Consider the following 19,158-nt stretch of genomic DNA (forward strand, 5'->3'; position numbering starts at 1 on the left):
TCCTACTGTGCGCTGTTGGCTTTCAGCTGTTCGATCAGCGCTGACAGCGTGGCGATGGAATCGAAGTGTTTCGGGGTGAACTGGTCATCGGTGATCTTGATGCCGAAGGCGTATTCGCACTGCGCACGCAGCTCGCTGAAGCCCAGTGAATCGAGGCCCAGCACGTCACGCATGTTGTCGTTGAGATTGATGTCATCACGCGGCACGCTGATGAAAAGGTCATCGATCAGGATATTGACGATAGTGTTCTGAATGGTGTTCAAGGGAGTCTCTCCTTTATATGTAAGGCCGTATTCGTTATTTAGGGCGTAAAAAACTCTCTCGGTATGATTTTGATATACCGATATTGAATGGCGCTATATAAGTGGTTAACTGAAGGGTGGGGTTATTCGAGCAGCCTAACCTCCTTGTCACATGACCTGAGATATTCCCTCGCAATATGGCGGCGACTTATTTTGTTATTCACTATGGGAATAGTGTCGACACACATGATCTGTTCTGGAATCTTATAATGAGCGATCTTGTCTGCCAGATACTCCTTTATCGCTGTCGATGACAGCGTTTTCCCGCGGTGTGTTTCGATCATGGCAATAATGGATTCCCCCTTTGCAATATCGGGAATGGCGAATACCACCGCCCTGGCAATATCTGGGTGCCTTAATATCTCTTGCTCGATTTCCAGCGGATAGACGGGGTAGCCTGCAATCTTGATGAGGTCCTTCTGGCGGCCGAGCGCTTCTAGGCAGCCATCGGCGTGCTGACGCACCAAATCACCGGTCGGAATCCAGCCGTCTTCATAGACGGGCTCAATGCCGTTGTCCGTCCACAGCCCTGCCGTCTTGGCGGGGGATCGAACGAATAGCTCTCCTACTTCGCCATCTTCCCCGCCTTCAGCAACGATCTTGATGGCCGTCGTGGGCAGTGGCCAGCCCAGAGCGGGGGTGGAGGCCTTGGTCAGATCGGGGTGGTGGATGGTGATGCAGCCCTGTTCGGTCTGCCCGTAGGAATTCTGTAGGTGACCGCCGAATGTGGTGTGAAAGCGTTGAGCGATTTCGAGCGGGCAGGTATCGCCCCCGGATACACAGGCTGTGGCGCTGAGAACGGGTACATGGTCGAGCGCTTGGGCCGCTACGGTAAGGTCGTTAAAGTTGGAGGGTGTGCCGGTAAACCAAGATAATTGATAAGTATTTAGTACCTTTAACACCGTATGGGGATCATGGGTGTCGGTCAGAATGACTGGGCGATGCAAGCTCAGCGAAGCGAACGATGTCTGGATCGACCAAGGGCTTATGACATCGACCATGGAGTAGAACGGTGCTGTGCTGGTCGCTCTGACGGATAGCGCCATGGTTGATCGTACGACGTCGATAATGGTGCTGATGGCTCTGCGGGAAAATGCAAATCCTTTGGGTTGCCCCGTTGTTCCTGAGGTGTAGAAAATGCTGGCGACCATATCAGGCGATAGCGATGGTGGTGAGAAAGAATTCCCTAGTTGCAGCAGCGATTGCCAAGGCTGTGCTTTGCCCTCCGGCGTGTTCATACCAATGACCCAGCGACCTTCTAGCGTGCTGGCACCATCAACAGCTTTTTGGTTGGCCGTGTAGCTTGTGGTATCCCCTAGGTAGAACCGTGCACCGCTATCCGAAATGATTTTGCTGATGTCTTTATTGGGAAGATGAGGATTGGTCGGCACGAATGTCGCGCCCGTAGCTAAGCATGCATAGTAGCTCGCGATAAGCTCGATTTTATTTTTGCTGTGAAGAATAACTCTATCACCAGAACGCAGTCCTTTTGTTACTAGTCCACACGAAATAGCGTCAATGAGCGAGAGTAGTTTTTGATACGATACGGATCGGTTGTTGTGATGAATAATAGCGGGTGAATCGGGATGAGCTGACACGACTTTAGTAAATGAACGAAAGGGCATGTTAGCCTCCCTCATTTAAACGCGGTTATTTTCTTTTAATCAGCAACCGAAAGAGTGATAACAAGAAGCTTATATAAGCGTCAAACGCCAAAAGTACAGTGTCAGAAAGAGAGCCTGAAAAAGACCTAAATGCGCAAATAAAAGAGTGTTTTAGTTGATTGGTTACTATGGGATAACTCTTTGTTCCTTTAAGAAATTTTAAGAAATGGAATAAGTGGGCTGTCCTTATGGAGAGGGCGCGTAGCGGAATCCTGCGGGGATAAATCCATTTTTCATGCGCTTTTTTACCATCTGATTACATCAGCAAAAGTGCGCCATTACAGGGCTATAAGGCATCATTTCGGGGCATTTCCCCCTTAGGAAAGGGGGGGGTGACGCAGGAGGTGAACGCGTATGCACATCTGAAGTTGTTCGGACGCACCGAAGGTATTGATCTGTCTGGACGCCGCGTCATTCACAGGATGAAGGTCGTGAAAGGGGATTGTGATGACGTTAGCGTGAGGGTATAATTCTTCGCCTTAAGCTCGTCGTGCTCCCTGTTAGATGGTTTCCAGAGCGAAACCACTTGAAGCAGGTCGACCCAAGTAGCAAAACAGATGAGTCCTTTGGAGAAGACCATGTACGCAGTTATCAAGAGCGGCGGTAAGCAGTACCGCGTTCAGGAAGGCCAGACCATCAAGCTCGAAAAGCTGGAAGTGGCTACTGGTGAAACCGTTACTTTCGACGAAGTCCTGCTGGTTGCTGGCGACGACGTCAAAGTAGGCGCTCCGGTTGTTGACGGTGCCAAGGTTACTGCTGAAGTCGTATCTCACGGCCGCGGTGATAAGGTCACTATCATCAAGTTCCGTCGCCGTAAGCACCACATGAAGCGTCAGGGCCACCGTCAGTGGTTCACCGAAGTCAAAATCACCGGCATCTCTGCCTGATTTCTGACACGCATTTTCTACGAACTCACTTGAAGGAGCACTACAATGGCTCACAAGAAGGCAGCAGGTAGTTCGCGTAACGGACGCGACTCCCAGTCCAAACGCCTCGGCGTAAAACTGTTCGGCGGCCAGGCTGCTACAGCAGGCAACATCATCGTTCGTCAGCGCGGCACCAAGTTCCACGCTGGTACTAACGTTGGTGTTGGTAAGGACTACACGCTCTTCGCTCTGACCGACGGTAAGATCAAGTTCGAAACCAAAGGTCCGAAACAGCGTAAATTCGTCAGCGTCGAACCGGCCTGATGATCGCGTAAACGGGTGGGCATGCTGACTGGCATGGCCAGTATCAGTGCCGCCTGGAAAGCCCCGCACACGCGGGGCTTTTTTGCATGTGTGCTTGCCGGTGCGAATGGCCGTCACATAGAAAAGGTCATCGGTATGCCGGTGCACAGACAGTATTCGGGAGATAGCGCATGCAATTCGTCGATGAAGCCACGATTACGGTAGAAGCAGGCAACGGTGGTAGTGGCTGCCTGAGCTTCCGCCGTGAGAAGTTCATCCCCAAAGGCGGTCCCGATGGCGGGGATGGCGGTCACGGTGGCAGTGTCTATCTGGTGGGCGATGAAGCGCTCAATACCTTGATTGACTTCAAGTACCAGCGGTTCTATAAGGCTGAAAACGGCCGCCCCGGTCAGGGCAGCCAGATGAGCGGCCGGCAGGGCGACGATCTGTACGTCAAGGTCCCTGTGGGCACTACGCTTATCGACGTCGATACGCTGGAAGTCATCGGTGACGTGACAGAAGCCGGGCAGGTGATCAAGGTGGCGCAGGGCGGACGCCGTGGTCTGGGGAATATTCACTTCAAGTCCTCGACCAACCGCGCGCCGCGCCGTACGACACCAGGAACGCCGGGCGAGCGCCGCGAGCTTCGTCTGGAGCTCAAACTGATGGCGGATGTGGGTCTGTTGGGGTTGCCGAATGCTGGCAAGTCTACGCTGATTCGCTCGGTCTCTGCGGCCCGTCCCAAAGTAGCGGACTATCCGTTCACGACCCTCGTACCTAACTTGGGTGTGGTCAAGCTGGATCGTCACGCGCACTTCGTTATGGCGGACGTGCCGGGGCTGATTGAAGGGGCATCGGACGGTGCTGGGCTGGGGCTGCGTTTCCTCAAGCACCTGACCCGTACACGCCTGCTGCTGCACGTCGTCGATGTGATGCCTGTGGACGGCAGCGACCCCGTCGAGTCGGCTCAGCTGATCGTGCAGGAGTTGGAACAGTTCTCGCCGACGCTGGCTGAACAGCCGCGCTGGCTGGTACTCAACAAGTTGGATCTGGTGGCCGAAGACGAGCGCCAGGCGCTGATCGACGATATCGTCGGCCGTCTGGGTTGGAACGGCCCCACCTTCCAGATTTCGGCCATCGCGCGTGAAGGCTGCGATGAGCTGATTCAGGCGATCTACCGCTGGTTGACCGAGCAGCGCGAACTGATCGCCGATAATGAAGACGCCGCCGAGCACGAGCGTAGTGTTCGCGAGCGCATGGAGCAGGAAGCGGTAGAGCGTACCGAGGCGCGCCTGGCATGGCGCCGTCGTCAGAAAGGCCTGGATACGGAAGCATGGGATGACGACGACGATGATGATGACAGTGACGTCGAGGTCGAATACGTGCCCTGATGACGTAGCTCAGGGCGTGAGCTAAACCAGAACGGAAGCTATATGACATCCCCCAGAAAAGAGCGTCAGGCTCTTCGTGATGTGAAGCGTGTTGTGGTCAAGATCGGCAGTTCTCTGTTGACCAATGATGGACGTGGGCTCGACGGGCGAGCCATTGGCAGCTGGGTCGACCAGCTGGTCGGGCTGTTGGCGAGAGGTATCGAACCGATCGTCGTCAGCTCGGGAGCCGTTGCCGAAGGCATGGTACGGTTGGGCTGGCACGAGCGACCTACCGAGTTGCACGAGCTACAGGCGGCCGCATCGGTCGGCCAGAGCGGCCTCGTGCAATGCTGGGAGAGCCACTTTTCTCGTCACGGTATCCGCAGCGCTCAGGTGTTGCTGACACACGATGACCTGTCGAGCCGTCGTCGCTACCTCAACGCACGCAACTCATTGCATACCCTGACCGATATGGGGGTGATTCCGATCATCAATGAGAACGACGCCATCTCCACCAAGGAGATCAAGCTCGGCGATAACGACACGCTGGGGGCGCTGGTCGCCAACCTGATGGACGCCGATGCGCTCATCCTGCTGACCGACCAGACCGGGCTCTACGATGCCGATCCACGCAAGAATCCGCACGCGAAGCTGATCGAAGAAGCGCTGGCGGACGACGAGCGTCTGGATGCCGTCGCCGGTGGCGGTGGCAAGCTAGGGACCGGCGGCATGGCCACCAAGCTCAACGCTGCACGACTAGCAGCGCGCTCTGGTGCCATGACGATCATTGCCAGTGGCCGTGAGAAGGACATTATTCCGCGGCTGCTGGAAGGCGAACGTCTGGGAACGCTGTTGAAGCCTGCCGACGAACCGTTGAAGGCGCGCAAGCGCTGGATTGTCGGTCAGATGCAGTCGCGGGGCACGGTCGTGCTCGATGATGGTGCCGTGCGTCACCTGTGTGACAACGGTGCCAGCCTGCTGCCCGTCGGGGTTAAGGCACTGCGTGGCCGTTTTCGCAAGGGCGATCTGGTGACCTGCGTCGATCAGCAGGGGCGCCGCATTGCCAAAGGGTTGATCAATTTCGACCGCAATGAAGCCGAACGCATTCTGGGCGTCAGTACTGATGACGTTGAGGCGCGCATTGGTCATGAAGTGGATCATCACGGTGAGTTGATTCACCGGGATGATCTGGTACTGCTTTGATGGCAGGTTGTTGTTTCTGCCTTTAAAGAAGAATAGGTATCATGCTGAGTCTGATGTAGCCTGGTCGGGTATTGCCCGCGCAAGCCTGCATCGCACTCAGCATAAGTACATGCTGCCTCCCGCATGCTAATGGCATGCCGGCAGCACGTCGTCGCGAGGGCTAATGCTTGAGAGCGTGTCGTAGTGGTTGGCGTTTATAGCGCTTCACTGATAGAATGCGGCATCCTCTCAGACATGGCCCACGTGGCGTGACATCGCTAGGGCGATGTCGATCACAGGACCTGAATGTCTGAACTCCGCGCAGGCACTGCATTCGTGGTGTTGGCGGCAAGCGTCAGACGCAGCAATATTCCATAGATTCTTATCTGTCATATCTCCGGGAGTAGACAGTGGCGAACAGTAAACAAGCCCGTAAACGTGCACGTCAGGCAGAAGTCCGTCGTCAGCACAATGCAAGTCAGCGTTCCGTAGTTCGTACCTACGTTAAACGCGTCCTGAAAGCTGTCCAGGTTGGCGATCATGCCGCTGCCATGGCTGAATTCCGCGTTGCTCAGCCGGTCCTCGACCGCATGGCTGACAAAGACGTCATCGCCAAGAAAAAGGCTGCACGTCTGAAACGTCGTCTGAACGCACGAATTAAAAACCTGGCGGCCTAAGCCGGACAGGTGTTGCATGAAACCGGCTCCGGCCGGTTTTTTTGTATGTCTGCCTTATGGATTATCAACAGGCAGTCCTCTGCACCCCGTCCGAGGCGTAGTGGTAGCGAATCATTTCTACGCTTCCCTGTCACAGGAACATCGTGTTTTCGCTGCAGTATCTGCCCGTTTCCCGTTGAAGATAGGGGGGGGACAGGTGGCGTATCGAAAGCGCGGCGTGCGAGCGCTATCCGCTGTTGGCTCAACTACGCTGTCGAGGTGCGATCGGAGCATCTCTCGCAGAGTGCTGCCTATGATCGGTCCCTGTTTATTGCGGGCTGGATCATAAAAAGGCGGCGTCGATGCGGGTAGCGCTCAGGGAAAGGTCTTGGATATCGGGAAACATCGACTCATGGCAAAGGAAAAGTCGGTAGGGCTGCTGCGTTCGGGAATGGTCGTGGGCATCATGACCATGCTGTCGCGCGTGTTAGGCATGGTGCGCGATGTGATGGTGGCAGCGCTATTGGGCGCGGGGGGGACCTCTGATGCCTTCTTCGTCGCGTTCCGCATCCCTAACCTGATGCGTCGCTTGTTTGCCGAAGGGGCATTCAATCAGGCCTTTGTGCCGGTACTGTCGGAATACGCCACCCGCGACAACCATCGCGAAACGCGGGATCTGCTCAATGCCGTTGCTGGTAGCTTGGCGATTGTGCTGGCGATCGTGACGGCATTGGGCATGCTGTTTTCATCACAGCTGGTGTATATCTTCGCGCCTGGTTTTCGTGAGCACCCCGATCAGTTCTTGCTGACGACGCAGCTGCTGGAAGTCATGTTCCCCTATTTGCTGCTGATCTCGCTGGCCGCTTATGCGGGCAGTATCCTCAACAGCTGGGGACGCTTTTCGATTCCGGCACTGACCCCTATATTCCTCAACGTGACCATGATCATTGCTGTCAAGGTCGCGCCGCTGTTCCCGGAACCGGCCAAGGTGCTGTCATGGGGCGTATTGGCGGCGGGGTTCGTACAGCTTGGGTTCCAGTTACCCTTTATCGCTAAACTGCGGTTGCTACCGCTTCCCAAGCCCAACTTCCGTCACCCTGGGGTGAAGCGGATACTGAAGCTGATGGGGCCAGCGCTGTTCGGGGTCTCCGTGGCGCAGATCAACCTGATGATCAACACCATGCTGGCCTCGATGTTGACGGCCGGCAGTGTGACCTGGCTCTATTATTCTGACCGCATGACTGAGTTGCCGCTGGGAGTGTTCGGGGTGGCGATTGGTACCGTTATCCTGCCAGCGCTGTCGCGACGCCATGCGTCTCAGGATCGGGATCATTTTGCACGGATGTTGGACTGGGGCATCCGCATGGTGCTGCTGGTCAGCGTGCCTGCTGCGGTCGCCATCTTCCTGATTACACAGCCGCTGCTGATCACACTGTTCAAGTACGGCCGCATTACTGTGCATGACGTCGAGATGACCGCTCAGTGTCTGCGGGTAATGTCAGTGGGTATCGTGGCCTTTATGCTGATCAAGGTGCTGGCCCCCGGATTCTACGCTCGCCAGAACACGCGGATGCCGGTCAAGATCGGCATGATAGCGATGGCGAGCAATATGGTCTTCAACCTGTTGCTGTACAAGCATCTGGCCCATGTCGGGCTGGCGACCTCCACCATGCTGTCGGCGTGTCTGAACGCGGGCATGCTGGGGTGGGCGCTGTACCGTGAGAAGGTGCTGGTCTTCCAGCCGGGCTGGTGGCGCTTTATGCTGAGACTGGCCAGTGGCTGCGTGCTGATGGGCGCGGGGCTGGTACTGTTCACGCCCGAACGCCAGCAGTGGCTGGAATGGAGCATCTATGAGCGTGCATCGGTGATGACGCTTGAAATCACCGTCGCCATGGTCGGGTACGTCGTCTGGCTGTTCCTGACCGGCATGCGGATGCGCGATTTCAGAATGCAGGGCTGACCGAGCCTGAACGACATTTGGCGGGACGACGAACGTATGGAACTGATCAGAGGCGTACACAACCTGCGTCCCGAACACCGGGGCAGCGTGGTAACGATCGGCAACTTCGATGGTGTGCACAAGGGACACCAGATGTTGCTGAACCGTTTGCGTCGTCTGGCTGACCAGCAGCATCAGCCATTGACCGTGGTGCTGTTCGAACCCCAGCCGCGTGAATACTTCGGCGCCGATCAGGCCCCTGCGCGACTGACGCTGCTGCGTGACAAGGTGCGTCTGCTGGCGCGCTGCGGTGTCGATCGCGTGCTGTGCCTGGCCTTCAACCAGCGCCTGCGCGAGCTGTCTGCCCAGCAGTTCATCGAGCAGATTCTCGTGAAGGGACTGGGCGCGTCCTATGTCGTGGTGGGCGATGATTTCCGGTTCGGCTGTGATCGCAAGGGTGATTTCACCCTGTTGCAGCAGCAGGGCGCGCAGCACGGCTTCCACACCGAGCATGCGGCGACCTTCCAGCTCGACGACGAGCGTGTCTCCAGCAGTCGTGTGCGCACGTTGTTGGCGTCAGGGAATTTCCGGCAGGTGGCCTGCCTGCTAGGACGCGCTTTCTGCTATGAAGGGCGAGTACGCCAAGACCGCCAGTTGGGGCGAACGCTGGGTGTGCCGACCGCCAACCTTCCGCTGCCTATGAAGCCGCCTGCACTGCAGGGTGTGTACGTTGTGGCGGTGAAAACGGAAGACGAGCAGGTGCACTGGGGTGTTGCCAACATTGGCTGGCGTCCGACCGTGGGCAGCACGCGCCCCGTGCTGGAAGTACACCTGCTGGACTTTTCAGGGAATCTCTACGGCCAGCGGCTGACGGTCATTCCCTGTCAGCGACTGCGTAGAGAGATGCGTTTCGATGGCATTGACGCCTTACGCGCGCAGCTGATGCGTGACATTGATGCCGGACACCATTACGCCGAGCGTATGGCCGCCGGAGCCGAAGGTTCATCACGTCTGAGCGCGCTCTGCCGTGACGATGCCGACGGCTGGACACTGCTGGCGACTGCGCCGGCAGTGACAGAATCTGCGTCCTGACCGGGCGCACGCTGTATCTACATTTCCAATTGACCTGAATCAGGCGACGAGTTGTCCATGAGCGATTCCAAGAACGACCGCAAGGATTACAAGCATACGCTGAACCTGCCTCAGACCGACTTCCCGATGCGGGGTGGTCTGCCGAAGCAAGAGCCGCAGCGATTGGCCCGTTGGACCGAGATGGACCTGTACGGCATGATTCGCCGCGCGCGCAAAGACAAGCCGCTGTTCCTGCTGCACGATGGCCCTCCCTATGCCAACGGCGACATCCACATTGGTCACGCCGTCAACAAGATCCTCAAGGACATCATCATCAAGTCGAAGACCGTCGCGGGCTTCGATGCGCCTTACGTGCCGGGCTGGGACTGCCATGGTCTGCCGATCGAGCACAAGGTCGAAACGCTGTACGGCAAGGACATGTCCGCTGCCCGTACGCGTGAACTGTGCCGTGAATACGCCGCACAGCAGGTCGAAGGCCAGATGGCCGGCTTCATCCGCCTGGGCGTGCTGGGTGACTGGAATCATCCCTACCGCACCATGGATTTCGATAACGAAGCGGGTGAAATCCGTGCGCTGGCGCGTCTGGTTGAAGAAGGCTATGTCTTCAAGGGTCTGAAACCGGTTAACTGGTGCTTCGATTGCGGTTCTGCACTGGCGGAAGCCGAAGTCGAATATCAGGACAAGAAATCCGATGCCATCGACGTTGCGTTTGAAGTGGTTCCGGACGACAGCGCCAAGCTGGCGGCAGCCTTCGGTCTGACGTCGCTGCCGAAGACGACTTCCATCGTTATCTGGACCACCACACCGTGGACCATTCCGGCCAACCAAGCGCTCAACGTTCACCCCGACTTCGTCTACGTGCTGGTCGATACCGGTGATCGCATCCTGCTGCTGGCTGAAACGCTCTATGAAGCGTGTCTGGAACGCTATGGGATGACGGGTCAAGTCATTGCTCGCGCTCAGGGCAGCGCGCTGGAAAACATCCGCTTCCAGCACCCGTTCTACGACCGCGTTTCTCCGGTCTTCTTGGCGGAATACGTCGAAGACGGTGCCGGTACCGGTATCGTTCACTCTGCACCGGCCTACGGTGAGGACGACTTTTATACCTGCCGTCGCAATGGCTTCACTAACGATGACATCCTGAACCCGGTACAGTCGAATGGTCACTACGTGGACGATCTGCCGTTCTTCGGTGGCATGTTCATCTGGAAGGCCAACCCGCTGATCATCGAGAAGCTGCGCGAAGTCAACTCGCTGATGGCGCACGACCCGATCGTGCACAGCTACATGCACTGCTGGCGCCACAAAACGCCGTTGATCTACCGTGCAACGGCGCAGTGGTTCATCGGTATGGACCACCAGCCTGAAGAAGGCCGCGCTACGCTGCGCGAAGCGGCCAAGCAGAGTGTCGAAGATACTCAGTTCGTTCCGGCATGGGGCAAGGCGCGTTTGCAGGGCATGATCGAACAGCGTCCTGACTGGTGTATCTCTCGCCAGCGCAACTGGGGCGTGCCGATTCCGTTCTTCCTCCACCGTCAGACGGGTGAGCTGCATCCGCGTACCGTCGAGCTGATGGAAGACGTTGCACGCTTGGTCGAGAAGTCGGGCATCGAAGCATGGTTCAGCCTTGATCCGGCTACGCTGCTGGGCGACGAAGCCGACAAGTACGAGAAAGTGACGGATACGCTGGACGTATGGTTCGACTCCGGAACGACCCACTACCACGTTCTGCGCTGCTCGCACCCGATGGGGCATGAAGAAGGTCCGCGTGCAGACATGTACCTCGAAGGCTCCGACCAGCACCGTGGCTGGTTCCAGTCCTCGCTGCTGACGGGCGCGGGCATCGACGGCCACGCGCCGTACCGCTCGCTGCTGACGCACGGTTTCACCGTGGACGCTCAGGGCCGCAAGATGTCCAAGTCGATCGGCAACACGGTTGCTCCGCAGGAAGTCATGGACAAACTGGGCGCCGATATCCTGCGTCTGTGGGTGGCTTCGACCGACTACAGTGGTGAGATGGCGATCTCCGACGAGATCCTCAAGCGCACGGCCGATGCCTATCGTCGTATCCGCAACACGGCGCGCTTCATGCTGGCGAACATCAACGGTTTCGAACCGGCCAAGCATAGCGTGGCACCTGCTGACATGCTGGCGCTCGACCGTTGGGCCATCGACCGTGCCGCACAGCTGCAGGAACGCATCCAGAAAGCGTACGAAGAGTATCGCTTCCTTGATGTATATCAGCAGCTATTGACGTTCTGCTCCAGCGATATGGGGGGGTTCTACCTCGACATTATCAAGGATCGTCAGTACACCACGCAGGAAGACTCGCTGGCGCGCCGCAGCTGCCAGACGGCACTGTTCAAGATCCTCTCTGCGCTGACGCGCTGGATCTCTCCGATCCTGTCGTTCACCGCCGAAGAGATCTACGGACTGCTGCCGGGCGAACGTCTCGAAAGCGTACATCTGGAAGAGTATGCCGACGACCTGACCTGCCTGCCGAACGACGATGCGTTCGGTCGTGAATTCTGGGAAGACGTGATGGCCGTCAAACATGCGGTCAACAAGTGCTTGGAAGACGCGCGTAACCAGGGACTGGTCAAGGGCTCGCTGGATACTGAAGTAACGCTGTTCGCTAACGACGCGCTGCTGACAACGCTGGGCCGTCTGGATGACGAACTGCGTTTCGTACTGCTGACATCTGACGCGATGCTCAAGCCGCTCGCGGACGCTGTGGATGCAACGGATACTGAAATCGACGGTCTCAAGGTCAGCGTTCGTGTCAGCCCGTATCCGAAATGCGAGCGCAGCTGGGAGCACCGTCCGGAAGTCGGTCAGGATCCTGAGCACCCGACGCTGTGCGCACGCTGCATTGCCAACCTGCCGGAAGGCCCGGGCGAAGTCCGTCACTTCGTGTGACGTGCCGCCGGTAGCGCTTGATCGGGTACTCGTGGACACTTCCGGCCTTGGTCGGAGGTGTCTCGGTCTCGCTGATGTGAGCGCTGTCCATGGGGACTGGCAGACGGCGTAGGTCGAGGTCGCTTTCTTTAAGCGCGCATGGCCTGCGTCCGGATCATTGCAATGGCAGATGCCGAGGGGTATCTGCCATTGTGTTTCCTATCACTTCTATTGCAGGGAAGCGATGTCATGAGTAGCCACTCGAACGGACATCAGGTGCCAGATGGAAAGCCGATGAAATCGGCGATCAGCTGGATCTGGCTATCGGTGCTGATGATCGTGCTGGATCTGGGATCGAAGGCACTGGTAAGACTTTATTTGGGTGAGAACGACGCGGTCACGGTTATTCCGGGCTTCTTCGATCTTCGCCTGCTGTACAACTACGGCGCAGCGTTCAGTTTCCTTGCCGACCATTCCGGTTGGCAGCGCTGGCTGTTCGCCATCATTGCCATTGCCGTCGTAATCGGCATGATCGTGTGGATGATGCGCATGCCGCGCAACCGCTACTGGCAGGCCATTTCGGCCGCGTTGGTCGTTGGCGGTGCCCTGGGCAACTTATATGACCGCGTGTTGGCCGGTCGCGTCACAGACTTTCTGTCATTCCACTGGCAGAATACGTACTACTATCCCGCCTTCAATATCGCTGATTCCGCCATCGTGGTGGGCATGCTGATGCTGATCTGGGATAGCCTGCGCCGTAAGAAACCCGCAGTTTCCGATCCGGCGGCTTGATACCCATAGGCTGATACCCGCACCGCAGAGGGTGCCGGGTCACTTCTCGCCTATTCAAAGACCTCGCTGTCCTATCCTAGAGACAAGGACAGCGCTTTCATGTCTGAATGCGCCGTGCCACGGTGGTTCATTACTGCAACGAGGCCTTTTACCATGAGCGATTCAACGCCATCCATGCGGATCCTTCTCGCCAACCCGCGAGGGTTCTGTGCGGGGGTCGACCGTGCGATCGACATCGTCAATCGCGCCCTCGATATCTTTGGCGCGCCGCTCTATGTCCGCCATGAAGTTGTCCACAACCGGTTCGTCGTCGACACGCTGCGTGCTCGCGGTGCGATCTTTGTTGAGGAGCTGGATGATGTGCCGGACAACACGCTGGTGATCTTTTCCGCTCACGGGGTACCGAAATCGGTGCAGCTGGAAGCCGAAGCGCGCGGACTCAAGGTTTTCGATGCGACCTGCCCGCTGGTCACCAAGGTGCATATGGAAGTGCTGCGCTACTCGCGTCACGCCCAAGAGTGCATCCTGATCGGTCACGAAGGGCATCCAGAGGTGGAAGGCACCCTCGGGCGCTATGATCACAGCTTTGGTGGCAACATCTACCTGGTGGAAGATGCCGAGGATGTGGCCGCATTGAACGTGAAGGATCCCGAGCATCTGGCATATGTCACTCAGACGACGCTATCGATGGACGACACTGCTGCCGTTATCGACGCACTGCGTGACAAGTACCCCGCCATCAAGGGGCCGGGCAAGGATGACATCTGCTATGCCACGCAGAACCGCCAAGATGCGGTGCGCCAGCTGGCCGTAGATAGCGATGTCGTACTGGTAGTCGGTAGCCCGAACAGCTCCAACTCCAATCGTCTGCGCGAACTGGCCGAACGGATGGATACGCCTGCTCACCTGATCGACGATGCCAGCCAGATCGACCCGGCATGGTTTGAAGGCTGCACCGCCATCGGCCTGACCGCGGGTGCGAGTGCCCCAGAGATACTGGTCGAAGGTGTCATCAACCGTCTGCGCGAGCTGGGGGCGGGACTGCCCGAAGAGCTAGAAGGGCGTAAGGAAACCATGACCTTCAACCTGCCGCGTGAACTGCGCACAGGGATTATCGCAAGTCACTGATATCACGTTGTTTGAGCGAAATGAGTCAGTTGTTCCGGCCCTTTCGCTCAAACATTCTTCATTTAAGAGGAGAGGGGAGTCTTTTCCTGATCTTCAATGTGCTTCTCATTTTTATTCGTCTCTTTATTTCCTTATAAAGACGGCCTGTAAAAAAAGTGGGCTTTCTCGTAATGGATAATTCCCATGGTATTTCTGAAATAAATTGGAATAAAATGCTGTCTTTTTGTACCGCGAGCATTTTGAATATGCCGGTGGCATAAGGGACGAACATCGTCATGCTGTCCAAAGTCGATTTTTTATGTAGATCGACATGCGATATATAGAGGGCTTCTTCAAAAAGAGTGTCATCTGTTGTGAACAATATGTAAGTACCATTGCCGGCATCAACACACGCTTCTAATAGACAGCCGGGTACCATGATACCCGTATCGCTCTCTTTTATGCATATTTCCGAACATGATGATTTATACTGGGTACGGTCAGTTCTTATGATAAGTTGAACATCTATAGTGTTGTCTTTCATATCAACTCCAGAGATTACCAGCGCCCCTCGCGGCAAGTGCACCTCCAATAAATCCACCTACGATGACGCATACAGGAGCACCTGGTCCACAGACCAAGCCTGCAGCAGCGCCTCCCGCCCATCCTCCGGCTAGCCCCGATCCCATAATGAATGTTTGTCGCCCAGCTTCATTCAATTTGTCATCTGCGTTGTATACTTCACGTATAGATATAGCGATAGACAAGAATAAAAGACCTTTCCCCACACGAGATAAAGTCCCCATCCTTTGGTTTACAGCACTGTTCGATCTTCCGGCAGATTCAACGATGCTTGCATATACGCTATTTTGTTGCTCGGCAGAAAGAGCTTCAAATGGAATATGCTCTCCATACATGGATGTCGCTTTTTTTATGACAAGCTCTTCTAGCGTTTTCCCAGTAGCTTTCAATTGGTGAGCCATTGCTTGACCCAGAGGAGTGCTCCTTTGTCTGATCAAGTCCATTATTATATTGCGCGTTTCCTGAGCCACTTGTTTCCATGTTGTAGAGCCATTGGCGACTTTTTCTTTTAGACTGTCAGACATTTCTTTTATTCGTCTCGAATACTCAAGACGTAAATTTGGATCAATAGTTAAGCGCGCTGCGGCAGTAGTCACATCGCCTTGCAACATGTTTATAGCATCTTCGAATGCATTTTGGCCGTTATCATATTTTATTATCCCTATCCTTCTCAATTGTGGCGAATAGATATGTGATTATTTATAACGGCACGTCATTTATTATGACAATTGACAATGGGTTAATATGATCCATCGGGGATTTTTTATTCTATAGTTAATGGTGCTAAAAATGCACCTATAATGAGTTAAATTACTCATATTTGACTATTGTCGGTAACTCGCTTTCTTCCTGTCTCTAGAACGGCTTTGTCTTGTCGTAGACCTTCTTGAGCACAGACAGGAGGAAGCACTATATGCTTTTGTTAGCGCATGACGTAAATGACCGCGGCTTCATGCTATGGGAGGCGTTGGTCAGCTGTGGAGTGCTGGCGGCTATGACGCAGGCATTGATGAGCGTTTCGCTGGCAACACTCAAAGCGGAGGGCGTTCGGTTTGAACAGCAGGCGGCGCAGCGCTGGGCATTGTCGACGGCGGATCAGTTGGCGGCAGGCGCTTCGTTGGCGGGGCGGGTGGCTTTGAGAGACGCGTTGCTGCCGTCGGGTGTGGCCTGTTTGAGTGAGCATCCTCCTTGGCGGCTGTTATCTGTTCGCTGGCAGCGCGATCGGCAGCGGCCCCTGCCTGAGTGCTATGGGGACTGGCCACTTGCGCAGCAACTGTGTCTGGATGAGGAGCCCTGCGCATGAAGGGAGCAGTGACGGTCTTCTCACCCTGGGTGAATCTTGAAAGGGATGTCGCGCAGGGCGAGTCCGAGGCGGGGGGAATGCTGCTGCGTACCCTTGTGGCACTGGGATTGGGGGCCATACTGCTGTCGGCCGCTGCGCAGGTGACTCTGATACTGTGGCACTACTCGGCAGCGATAGCCGCAGTCGAGCAGGCCGAACAGCGGGCTGTGAGTGTGGCCGCTGAGCTGACGCAGGCGCTCGCTACGTCCAGTGCGCTTCCCGATGCGGTGCACTGGACGGTGGGGAGTGATGAGGCGTCGGCCTTGGTGGTCCTGTCTTTTGTGACCGGCACTACGGACGACTACCGTTGGCATGCGGATGGTCGCCTTACCGTGCAGCATGCAGGGTTGCGCAACAGTGAGCGTCTCGCCAATGGGCTTACGCAGATGGCATGGCAGCCTGATGCTGCCGGTCAGGGCGGTTGGCTGCACGTCGAGGCTGCAAGCGATAGTCAGCCTTTTCGGCTGGAGAATCATTATCGTACGGGCTGCCATGCGGCGCTGGCCCAGGCCTGTTATGCACTTGATCGCTACGTGGCACGCCCTGCCTTGGCCGACGGGCTGGGGGAGGCATCGCTATGACGAGGTATGTGGCTCTGAGTGATGCCCGTCGTGAAAGTGGCTCCGTGCTGCTCGCTGTGGTCGGGTTGATGGCGGCGCTGATGCTGATGGTGCTGTGTGCCAGCGAAGATATTTTGGATGGCCTGCGGTTGGTGCAGGACCGTCAGCGGGTCGTGCAAGAACAGGTTGCGCTGGAAAACGAGTGGCAGTGCCTATGGTGGCACTGGCAGCAAAACACGTTGAGTTTTCCACAGCCAGTGGCTGCCTGCGGGGTAAGTGCTCTGTCGGTAGCGGGGCTTGAATCAGTAACGTGGGTCGAACCTTCGCCGCCGTGTCTGGCGGCAGAGGGAGAACGATGTACGGGAGCGTGGATCACGCTGCGTCATGCGCATGCCGATGACTGCCGTCTACTGCGGCAGTTCGTGCTTCGGCGCGAACGGTTCGAGCATGACCGAGTGGTCGACGCCAAGCTGTGGCGGGGTCAGCGACGTTGGCAGTCCTGCTCGCTGGCGTCTTCATAACGCGCAGAGCCGACCCGGTTGAAGACGATGCGACGCCCCCTGCCGGACGCAGTGCACAGCACGAACGTAGCGGTCAGCGCACTATCGAAGGCACGGGGCATGAAAAACAGTCGGTGGGCAGGGCCGGTAACGGCAATGCCGGTGGGCCAGTAGCGAGTAAGCAGCGGTGCACTGCGCGGGCTAGTGCGCAGCGTGATGCCTTGTTGCCAGTCGCTGAAGCCTTCAGGTTGCTGACTGTCCGAAAGCACAAGAGGTGTTCCGCGCAGGCGGGCATGTGCTCGGCCTTGCTGCATCAGCGTTGTCAGCTGACGCTCGGCAGCGTTGAGCTGAGCCGCTTCCCTGTGGTGGGAATAGGCTGTTACCCCGATAAAGGCCGTGGCGCTGATAAGGGCCATGGCGAGCAGAACGGACAACAGCGTATACCCTTGGTCATCAGCCCAAGGCGCACACGGTGAGACATACGGTAGCGGTCGAAACGGCATCGCTTGGCTCCATGAGACGAAAGAGGTGCAGCCCTCGGGGCTGCCTCAGAGTCGTCGTCATAAGGCCGGAGGTCTTGAGTCAAAAGCGTGAAGGGAAGCTCAGTCGCGGTGGAGTTGATCCTGCTTGGCATGATCGAGCGAGCAGTAATAGCGCTCTGACCGATTTTGATCTGGGTTGGCGGGCAGGCGCACGGCCTCGCGATTAGCAATGTGCACACCGCAGAAGGCACAGCGCACCATGCGGATCGGCGCGCGCGTGCCAGCAGCACGGTCGTTGCGCATCTGATAGCGACGACGCTTGATGAAGATGATGGCCGCACAGATCAGGCCAGCGATCAGGACGTAGCGAAAAGGCATAAGCAAGGCTCCAACGGGGAAAACGGTGCCCGAGGGGCACCGTTACCGAGTCTCATGGGCACGCACCGTTCACCGTCTTCAATCGTTGAGCGACAGCGTGCCCTTCACATAGCGTGGATGGAAGATACCATCACGCACCTGCGAGTGATCCGGTTTGTTGTGCTCAAGAATGGCCAGTGTTTCCTGCGCTCGGTCCTTGGCACCTAGCCCCATATAGCCTTCGACCATCACGGCCAGCGCATCGGGGTTGGCGGAAGTCTGCGGGTAGTGCTCGATTACCCAGCGACCGCGTTCGACAGCGGCAACATAGGCTTTGCGGCGCAGATAGAAGTCAGCGGCCTGCAGTTCGTGGCGGGCCAGTACGTTGCGCAGGTAGATGATGCGCTGACGGGCATCCGCGGCATAGGGGCTGCTGGGGAAGCGGCGAGCCAGCTCGCTGAAGTCGACGTAGGCATCGCGGCTGGAGCCAAGGTCGCGCTTGGAAATATCGATCAGATCAAGGCTTTCCAAGCTGAAACGGCCTGCTTCCCACGCGGCCAGGCCACGCAGATAATAGGCATAGTCGACCTGAGGATCGTTCGGGTGCAGGCGCACGTAACGGGTTGCCGTCGAACGTACCAGTTCCCAGCTACCGATCTGGTAGTAGGCGTACATCAGCGCCAGCTGGGTCTGCTGTGCGTGCTGGCCGAACGGGTAACGGCTGTCGAGCGTTTCGAGCTGGGTCACCGCGCTGGAGTAGCGGCCGTTGTTCAACGCCTCAATGGCTTGCTGGTAAAGCTGTTGCTCTGGCTGCCGAGCAAGGACTTCCTTGGAAGGGCCGCTGGCGCATCCTGCCAGCAGTGCGGTGGCCAGGACAATGGCACTCAGTGAAGTGGCACGCATCATTTTCCTCTTGTCAGGCAAGCCGCGGCATTCCCGCTTCTGGTAGAATCGCCGCTCTGAATGTGTACGGTGTCATGCGGTCGGGTGCGGAAAGCATCGCGCTCGGTACGTTTCTGCCGGAGGCCTTATATGCCGACCGGTCGGAAGGCGTCCATGCCACCCGATGGCGTATGATGATACATCTACTATAAAGCACCCCGTGGTGTTATGACACCGCGTTGTCCCCCGGGGTTCTGTCCATCGACACCGTATAGTCCTGCA

The 19,158-nt window shown here is 57.0% G+C and carries 20 protein-coding genes; 13 read left to right on the top strand and 7 right to left on the bottom strand.

Translation table 11 applies throughout. From position 1 onward, the window contains the following. Positions 1–2: 2 nt before the first annotated feature. Positions 3–263, bottom strand: a complete 261-nt coding sequence (locus tag ACMHYW_RS01880; RefSeq protein ID WP_414500644.1) for an acyl carrier protein — start codon at positions 261–263, stop codon at positions 3–5. Positions 264–385: 122 nt separating this feature from the next. Further along, positions 386–1,927 (bottom strand): class I adenylate-forming enzyme family protein, encoded by a 1,542-nt coding sequence (locus tag ACMHYW_RS01885; protein WP_414500645.1) that lies wholly within the window; start codon positions 1,925–1,927, stop codon positions 386–388. Between the two features lie 617 nt (positions 1,928–2,544). Here ACMHYW_RS01885 and rplU point away from each other — a divergent pair. The 10 genes from rplU (at position 2,545) to ispH (ending at position 14,192) form a co-directional block, all read left to right on the top strand. Further along, entirely contained in the window at positions 2,545–2,853 is a 309-nt protein-coding gene (rplU, locus tag ACMHYW_RS01890; protein ID WP_027704563.1) for a 50S ribosomal protein L21, read from the top strand. A gap of 45 nt (positions 2,854–2,898) precedes the next feature. Continuing rightward, positions 2,899–3,156: a 50S ribosomal protein L27 gene (gene rpmA / locus ACMHYW_RS01895; RefSeq protein WP_027704564.1), complete on the top strand. Its 258-nt coding sequence runs from the start codon at positions 2,899–2,901 to the stop codon at positions 3,154–3,156. Between the two features lie 170 nt (positions 3,157–3,326). Further along, complete coding sequence (cgtA, locus tag ACMHYW_RS01900) at positions 3,327–4,526, top strand: Obg family GTPase CgtA (RefSeq protein ID WP_414500646.1); 1,200 nt, start codon at positions 3,327–3,329, stop codon at positions 4,524–4,526. A 42-nt stretch (positions 4,527–4,568) separates the two neighbouring features. Further along, a complete protein-coding gene (proB, locus tag ACMHYW_RS01905; RefSeq protein ID WP_414500647.1) occupies positions 4,569–5,708 on the top strand; it encodes a glutamate 5-kinase in 1,140 nt (379 codons plus the stop codon). Between the two features lie 389 nt (positions 5,709–6,097). After that, the gene (gene rpsT, locus ACMHYW_RS01910) at positions 6,098–6,364 is read left to right on the top strand and encodes a 30S ribosomal protein S20 (protein WP_414500648.1); all 267 of its coding nucleotides are present in this window, start codon (positions 6,098–6,100) and stop codon (positions 6,362–6,364) included. Positions 6,365–6,755: 391 nt separating this feature from the next. Continuing rightward, positions 6,756–8,303 carry a murein biosynthesis integral membrane protein MurJ gene (murJ, locus tag ACMHYW_RS01915; protein WP_414500649.1) on the top strand — a complete coding sequence of 516 codons (1,548 nt, stop codon included), beginning with the start codon at positions 6,756–6,758 and terminating at the stop codon, positions 8,301–8,303. A 36-nt stretch (positions 8,304–8,339) separates the two neighbouring features. Further along, the gene (gene ribF / locus ACMHYW_RS01920; RefSeq protein ID WP_414500650.1) at positions 8,340–9,374 is read left to right on the top strand and encodes a bifunctional riboflavin kinase/FAD synthetase; all 1,035 of its coding nucleotides are present in this window, start codon (positions 8,340–8,342) and stop codon (positions 9,372–9,374) included. A gap of 57 nt (positions 9,375–9,431) precedes the next feature. Continuing rightward, entirely contained in the window at positions 9,432–12,293 is a 2,862-nt protein-coding gene (gene ileS / locus ACMHYW_RS01925) for an isoleucine--tRNA ligase (RefSeq protein WP_414500651.1), read from the top strand. 228 nt (positions 12,294–12,521) lie between these two features. Continuing rightward, the gene (gene lspA / locus ACMHYW_RS01930; protein ID WP_414500652.1) at positions 12,522–13,064 is read left to right on the top strand and encodes a signal peptidase II; all 543 of its coding nucleotides are present in this window, start codon (positions 12,522–12,524) and stop codon (positions 13,062–13,064) included. Positions 13,065–13,217: 153 nt separating this feature from the next. Then, positions 13,218–14,192, top strand: coding sequence for a 4-hydroxy-3-methylbut-2-enyl diphosphate reductase (gene ispH, locus ACMHYW_RS01935; RefSeq protein ID WP_414500653.1), 975 nt, complete (start codon positions 13,218–13,220; stop codon positions 14,190–14,192). Between the two features lie 58 nt (positions 14,193–14,250). Here ispH and ACMHYW_RS01940 read toward each other — a convergent pair whose 3' ends face one another. Both ACMHYW_RS01940 and ACMHYW_RS01945 read right to left on the bottom strand, forming a co-directional pair. Next, entirely contained in the window at positions 14,251–14,715 is a 465-nt protein-coding gene (locus ACMHYW_RS01940) for a hypothetical protein (protein ID WP_414500654.1), read from the bottom strand. A 1-nt stretch (position 14,716) separates the two neighbouring features. After that, positions 14,717–15,364, bottom strand: a complete 648-nt coding sequence (locus ACMHYW_RS01945) for a hypothetical protein (RefSeq protein WP_414500655.1) — start codon at positions 15,362–15,364, stop codon at positions 14,717–14,719. Positions 15,365–15,666: 302 nt separating this feature from the next. On the opposite strand from ACMHYW_RS01945, the gene ACMHYW_RS01950 reads away from it, so the two are divergent. Genes ACMHYW_RS01950 through ACMHYW_RS01960 form a run of 3 tightly spaced genes read left to right on the top strand, consistent with a single transcriptional unit; the run spans position 15,667 to position 17,176 of the window. Continuing rightward, complete coding sequence (locus tag ACMHYW_RS01950; protein ID WP_414500656.1) at positions 15,667–16,056, top strand: hypothetical protein; 390 nt, start codon at positions 15,667–15,669, stop codon at positions 16,054–16,056. Beyond that, positions 16,053–16,676: a hypothetical protein gene (locus ACMHYW_RS01955; RefSeq protein WP_414500657.1), complete on the top strand. Its 624-nt coding sequence runs from the start codon at positions 16,053–16,055 to the stop codon at positions 16,674–16,676. Before ACMHYW_RS01950 ends, ACMHYW_RS01955 begins: the two co-directional genes overlap by 4 nt. Then, positions 16,673–17,176, top strand: coding sequence for a hypothetical protein (locus ACMHYW_RS01960; protein ID WP_414500658.1), 504 nt, complete (start codon positions 16,673–16,675; stop codon positions 17,174–17,176). Before ACMHYW_RS01955 ends, ACMHYW_RS01960 begins: the two co-directional genes overlap by 4 nt. On the opposite strand, the gene ACMHYW_RS01965 is transcribed toward ACMHYW_RS01960, so the two are convergent. The 3 genes from ACMHYW_RS01965 to ACMHYW_RS01975 form a co-directional block, all read right to left on the bottom strand. Beyond that, positions 17,137–17,658, bottom strand: coding sequence for a GspH/FimT family pseudopilin (locus tag ACMHYW_RS01965; protein ID WP_414500659.1), 522 nt, complete (start codon positions 17,656–17,658; stop codon positions 17,137–17,139). The genes ACMHYW_RS01960 and ACMHYW_RS01965 overlap by 40 nt on opposite strands. Before the next feature lie 99 nt (positions 17,659–17,757). Continuing rightward, complete coding sequence (locus tag ACMHYW_RS01970) at positions 17,758–18,015, bottom strand: hypothetical protein (protein ID WP_414500660.1); 258 nt, start codon at positions 18,013–18,015, stop codon at positions 17,758–17,760. Between the two features lie 78 nt (positions 18,016–18,093). After that, the gene (locus ACMHYW_RS01975; RefSeq protein WP_414500661.1) at positions 18,094–18,897 is read right to left on the bottom strand and encodes an outer membrane protein assembly factor BamD; all 804 of its coding nucleotides are present in this window, start codon (positions 18,895–18,897) and stop codon (positions 18,094–18,096) included. Between the last annotated feature and the right edge of the window lie 261 nt (positions 18,898–19,158).

This window comes from Zymobacter sp. IVIA_12111.31 C1, assembly GCF_047495495.1.
Classification (GTDB): domain Bacteria; phylum Pseudomonadota; class Gammaproteobacteria; order Pseudomonadales; family Halomonadaceae; genus Zymobacter.

Coding starts and splice junctions, on each gene's coding strand:
- ACMHYW_RS01885 (WP_414500645.1), bottom strand. CDS start 1,927: ATGCCCTTTCGTTCATTTACTAAAGTCGTGTCAGCTCATCCCGATTCA.
- rplU (WP_027704563.1), top strand. CDS start 2,545: ATGTACGCAGTTATCAAGAGCGGCGGTAAGCAGTACCGCGTTCAGGAA.
- rpmA (WP_027704564.1), top strand. CDS start 2,899: ATGGCTCACAAGAAGGCAGCAGGTAGTTCGCGTAACGGACGCGACTCC.
- cgtA (WP_414500646.1), top strand. CDS start 3,327: ATGCAATTCGTCGATGAAGCCACGATTACGGTAGAAGCAGGCAACGGT.
- proB (WP_414500647.1), top strand. CDS start 4,569: ATGACATCCCCCAGAAAAGAGCGTCAGGCTCTTCGTGATGTGAAGCGT.
- murJ (WP_414500649.1), top strand. CDS start 6,756: ATGGCAAAGGAAAAGTCGGTAGGGCTGCTGCGTTCGGGAATGGTCGTG.
- ribF (WP_414500650.1), top strand. CDS start 8,340: ATGGAACTGATCAGAGGCGTACACAACCTGCGTCCCGAACACCGGGGC.
- ileS (WP_414500651.1), top strand. CDS start 9,432: ATGAGCGATTCCAAGAACGACCGCAAGGATTACAAGCATACGCTGAAC.
- lspA (WP_414500652.1), top strand. CDS start 12,522: ATGAGTAGCCACTCGAACGGACATCAGGTGCCAGATGGAAAGCCGATG.
- ispH (WP_414500653.1), top strand. CDS start 13,218: ATGAGCGATTCAACGCCATCCATGCGGATCCTTCTCGCCAACCCGCGA.
- ACMHYW_RS01940 (WP_414500654.1), bottom strand. CDS start 14,715: ATGAAAGACAACACTATAGATGTTCAACTTATCATAAGAACTGACCGT.
- ACMHYW_RS01945 (WP_414500655.1), bottom strand. CDS start 15,364: ATGTTGCAAGGCGATGTGACTACTGCCGCAGCGCGCTTAACTATTGAT.
- ACMHYW_RS01950 (WP_414500656.1), top strand. CDS start 15,667: ATGCTTTTGTTAGCGCATGACGTAAATGACCGCGGCTTCATGCTATGG.
- ACMHYW_RS01955 (WP_414500657.1), top strand. CDS start 16,053: ATGAAGGGAGCAGTGACGGTCTTCTCACCCTGGGTGAATCTTGAAAGG.
- ACMHYW_RS01960 (WP_414500658.1), top strand. CDS start 16,673: ATGACGAGGTATGTGGCTCTGAGTGATGCCCGTCGTGAAAGTGGCTCC.
- ACMHYW_RS01965 (WP_414500659.1), bottom strand. CDS start 17,658: ATGCCGTTTCGACCGCTACCGTATGTCTCACCGTGTGCGCCTTGGGCT.
- ACMHYW_RS01970 (WP_414500660.1), bottom strand. CDS start 18,015: ATGCCTTTTCGCTACGTCCTGATCGCTGGCCTGATCTGTGCGGCCATC.
- ACMHYW_RS01975 (WP_414500661.1), bottom strand. CDS start 18,897: ATGCGTGCCACTTCACTGAGTGCCATTGTCCTGGCCACCGCACTGCTG.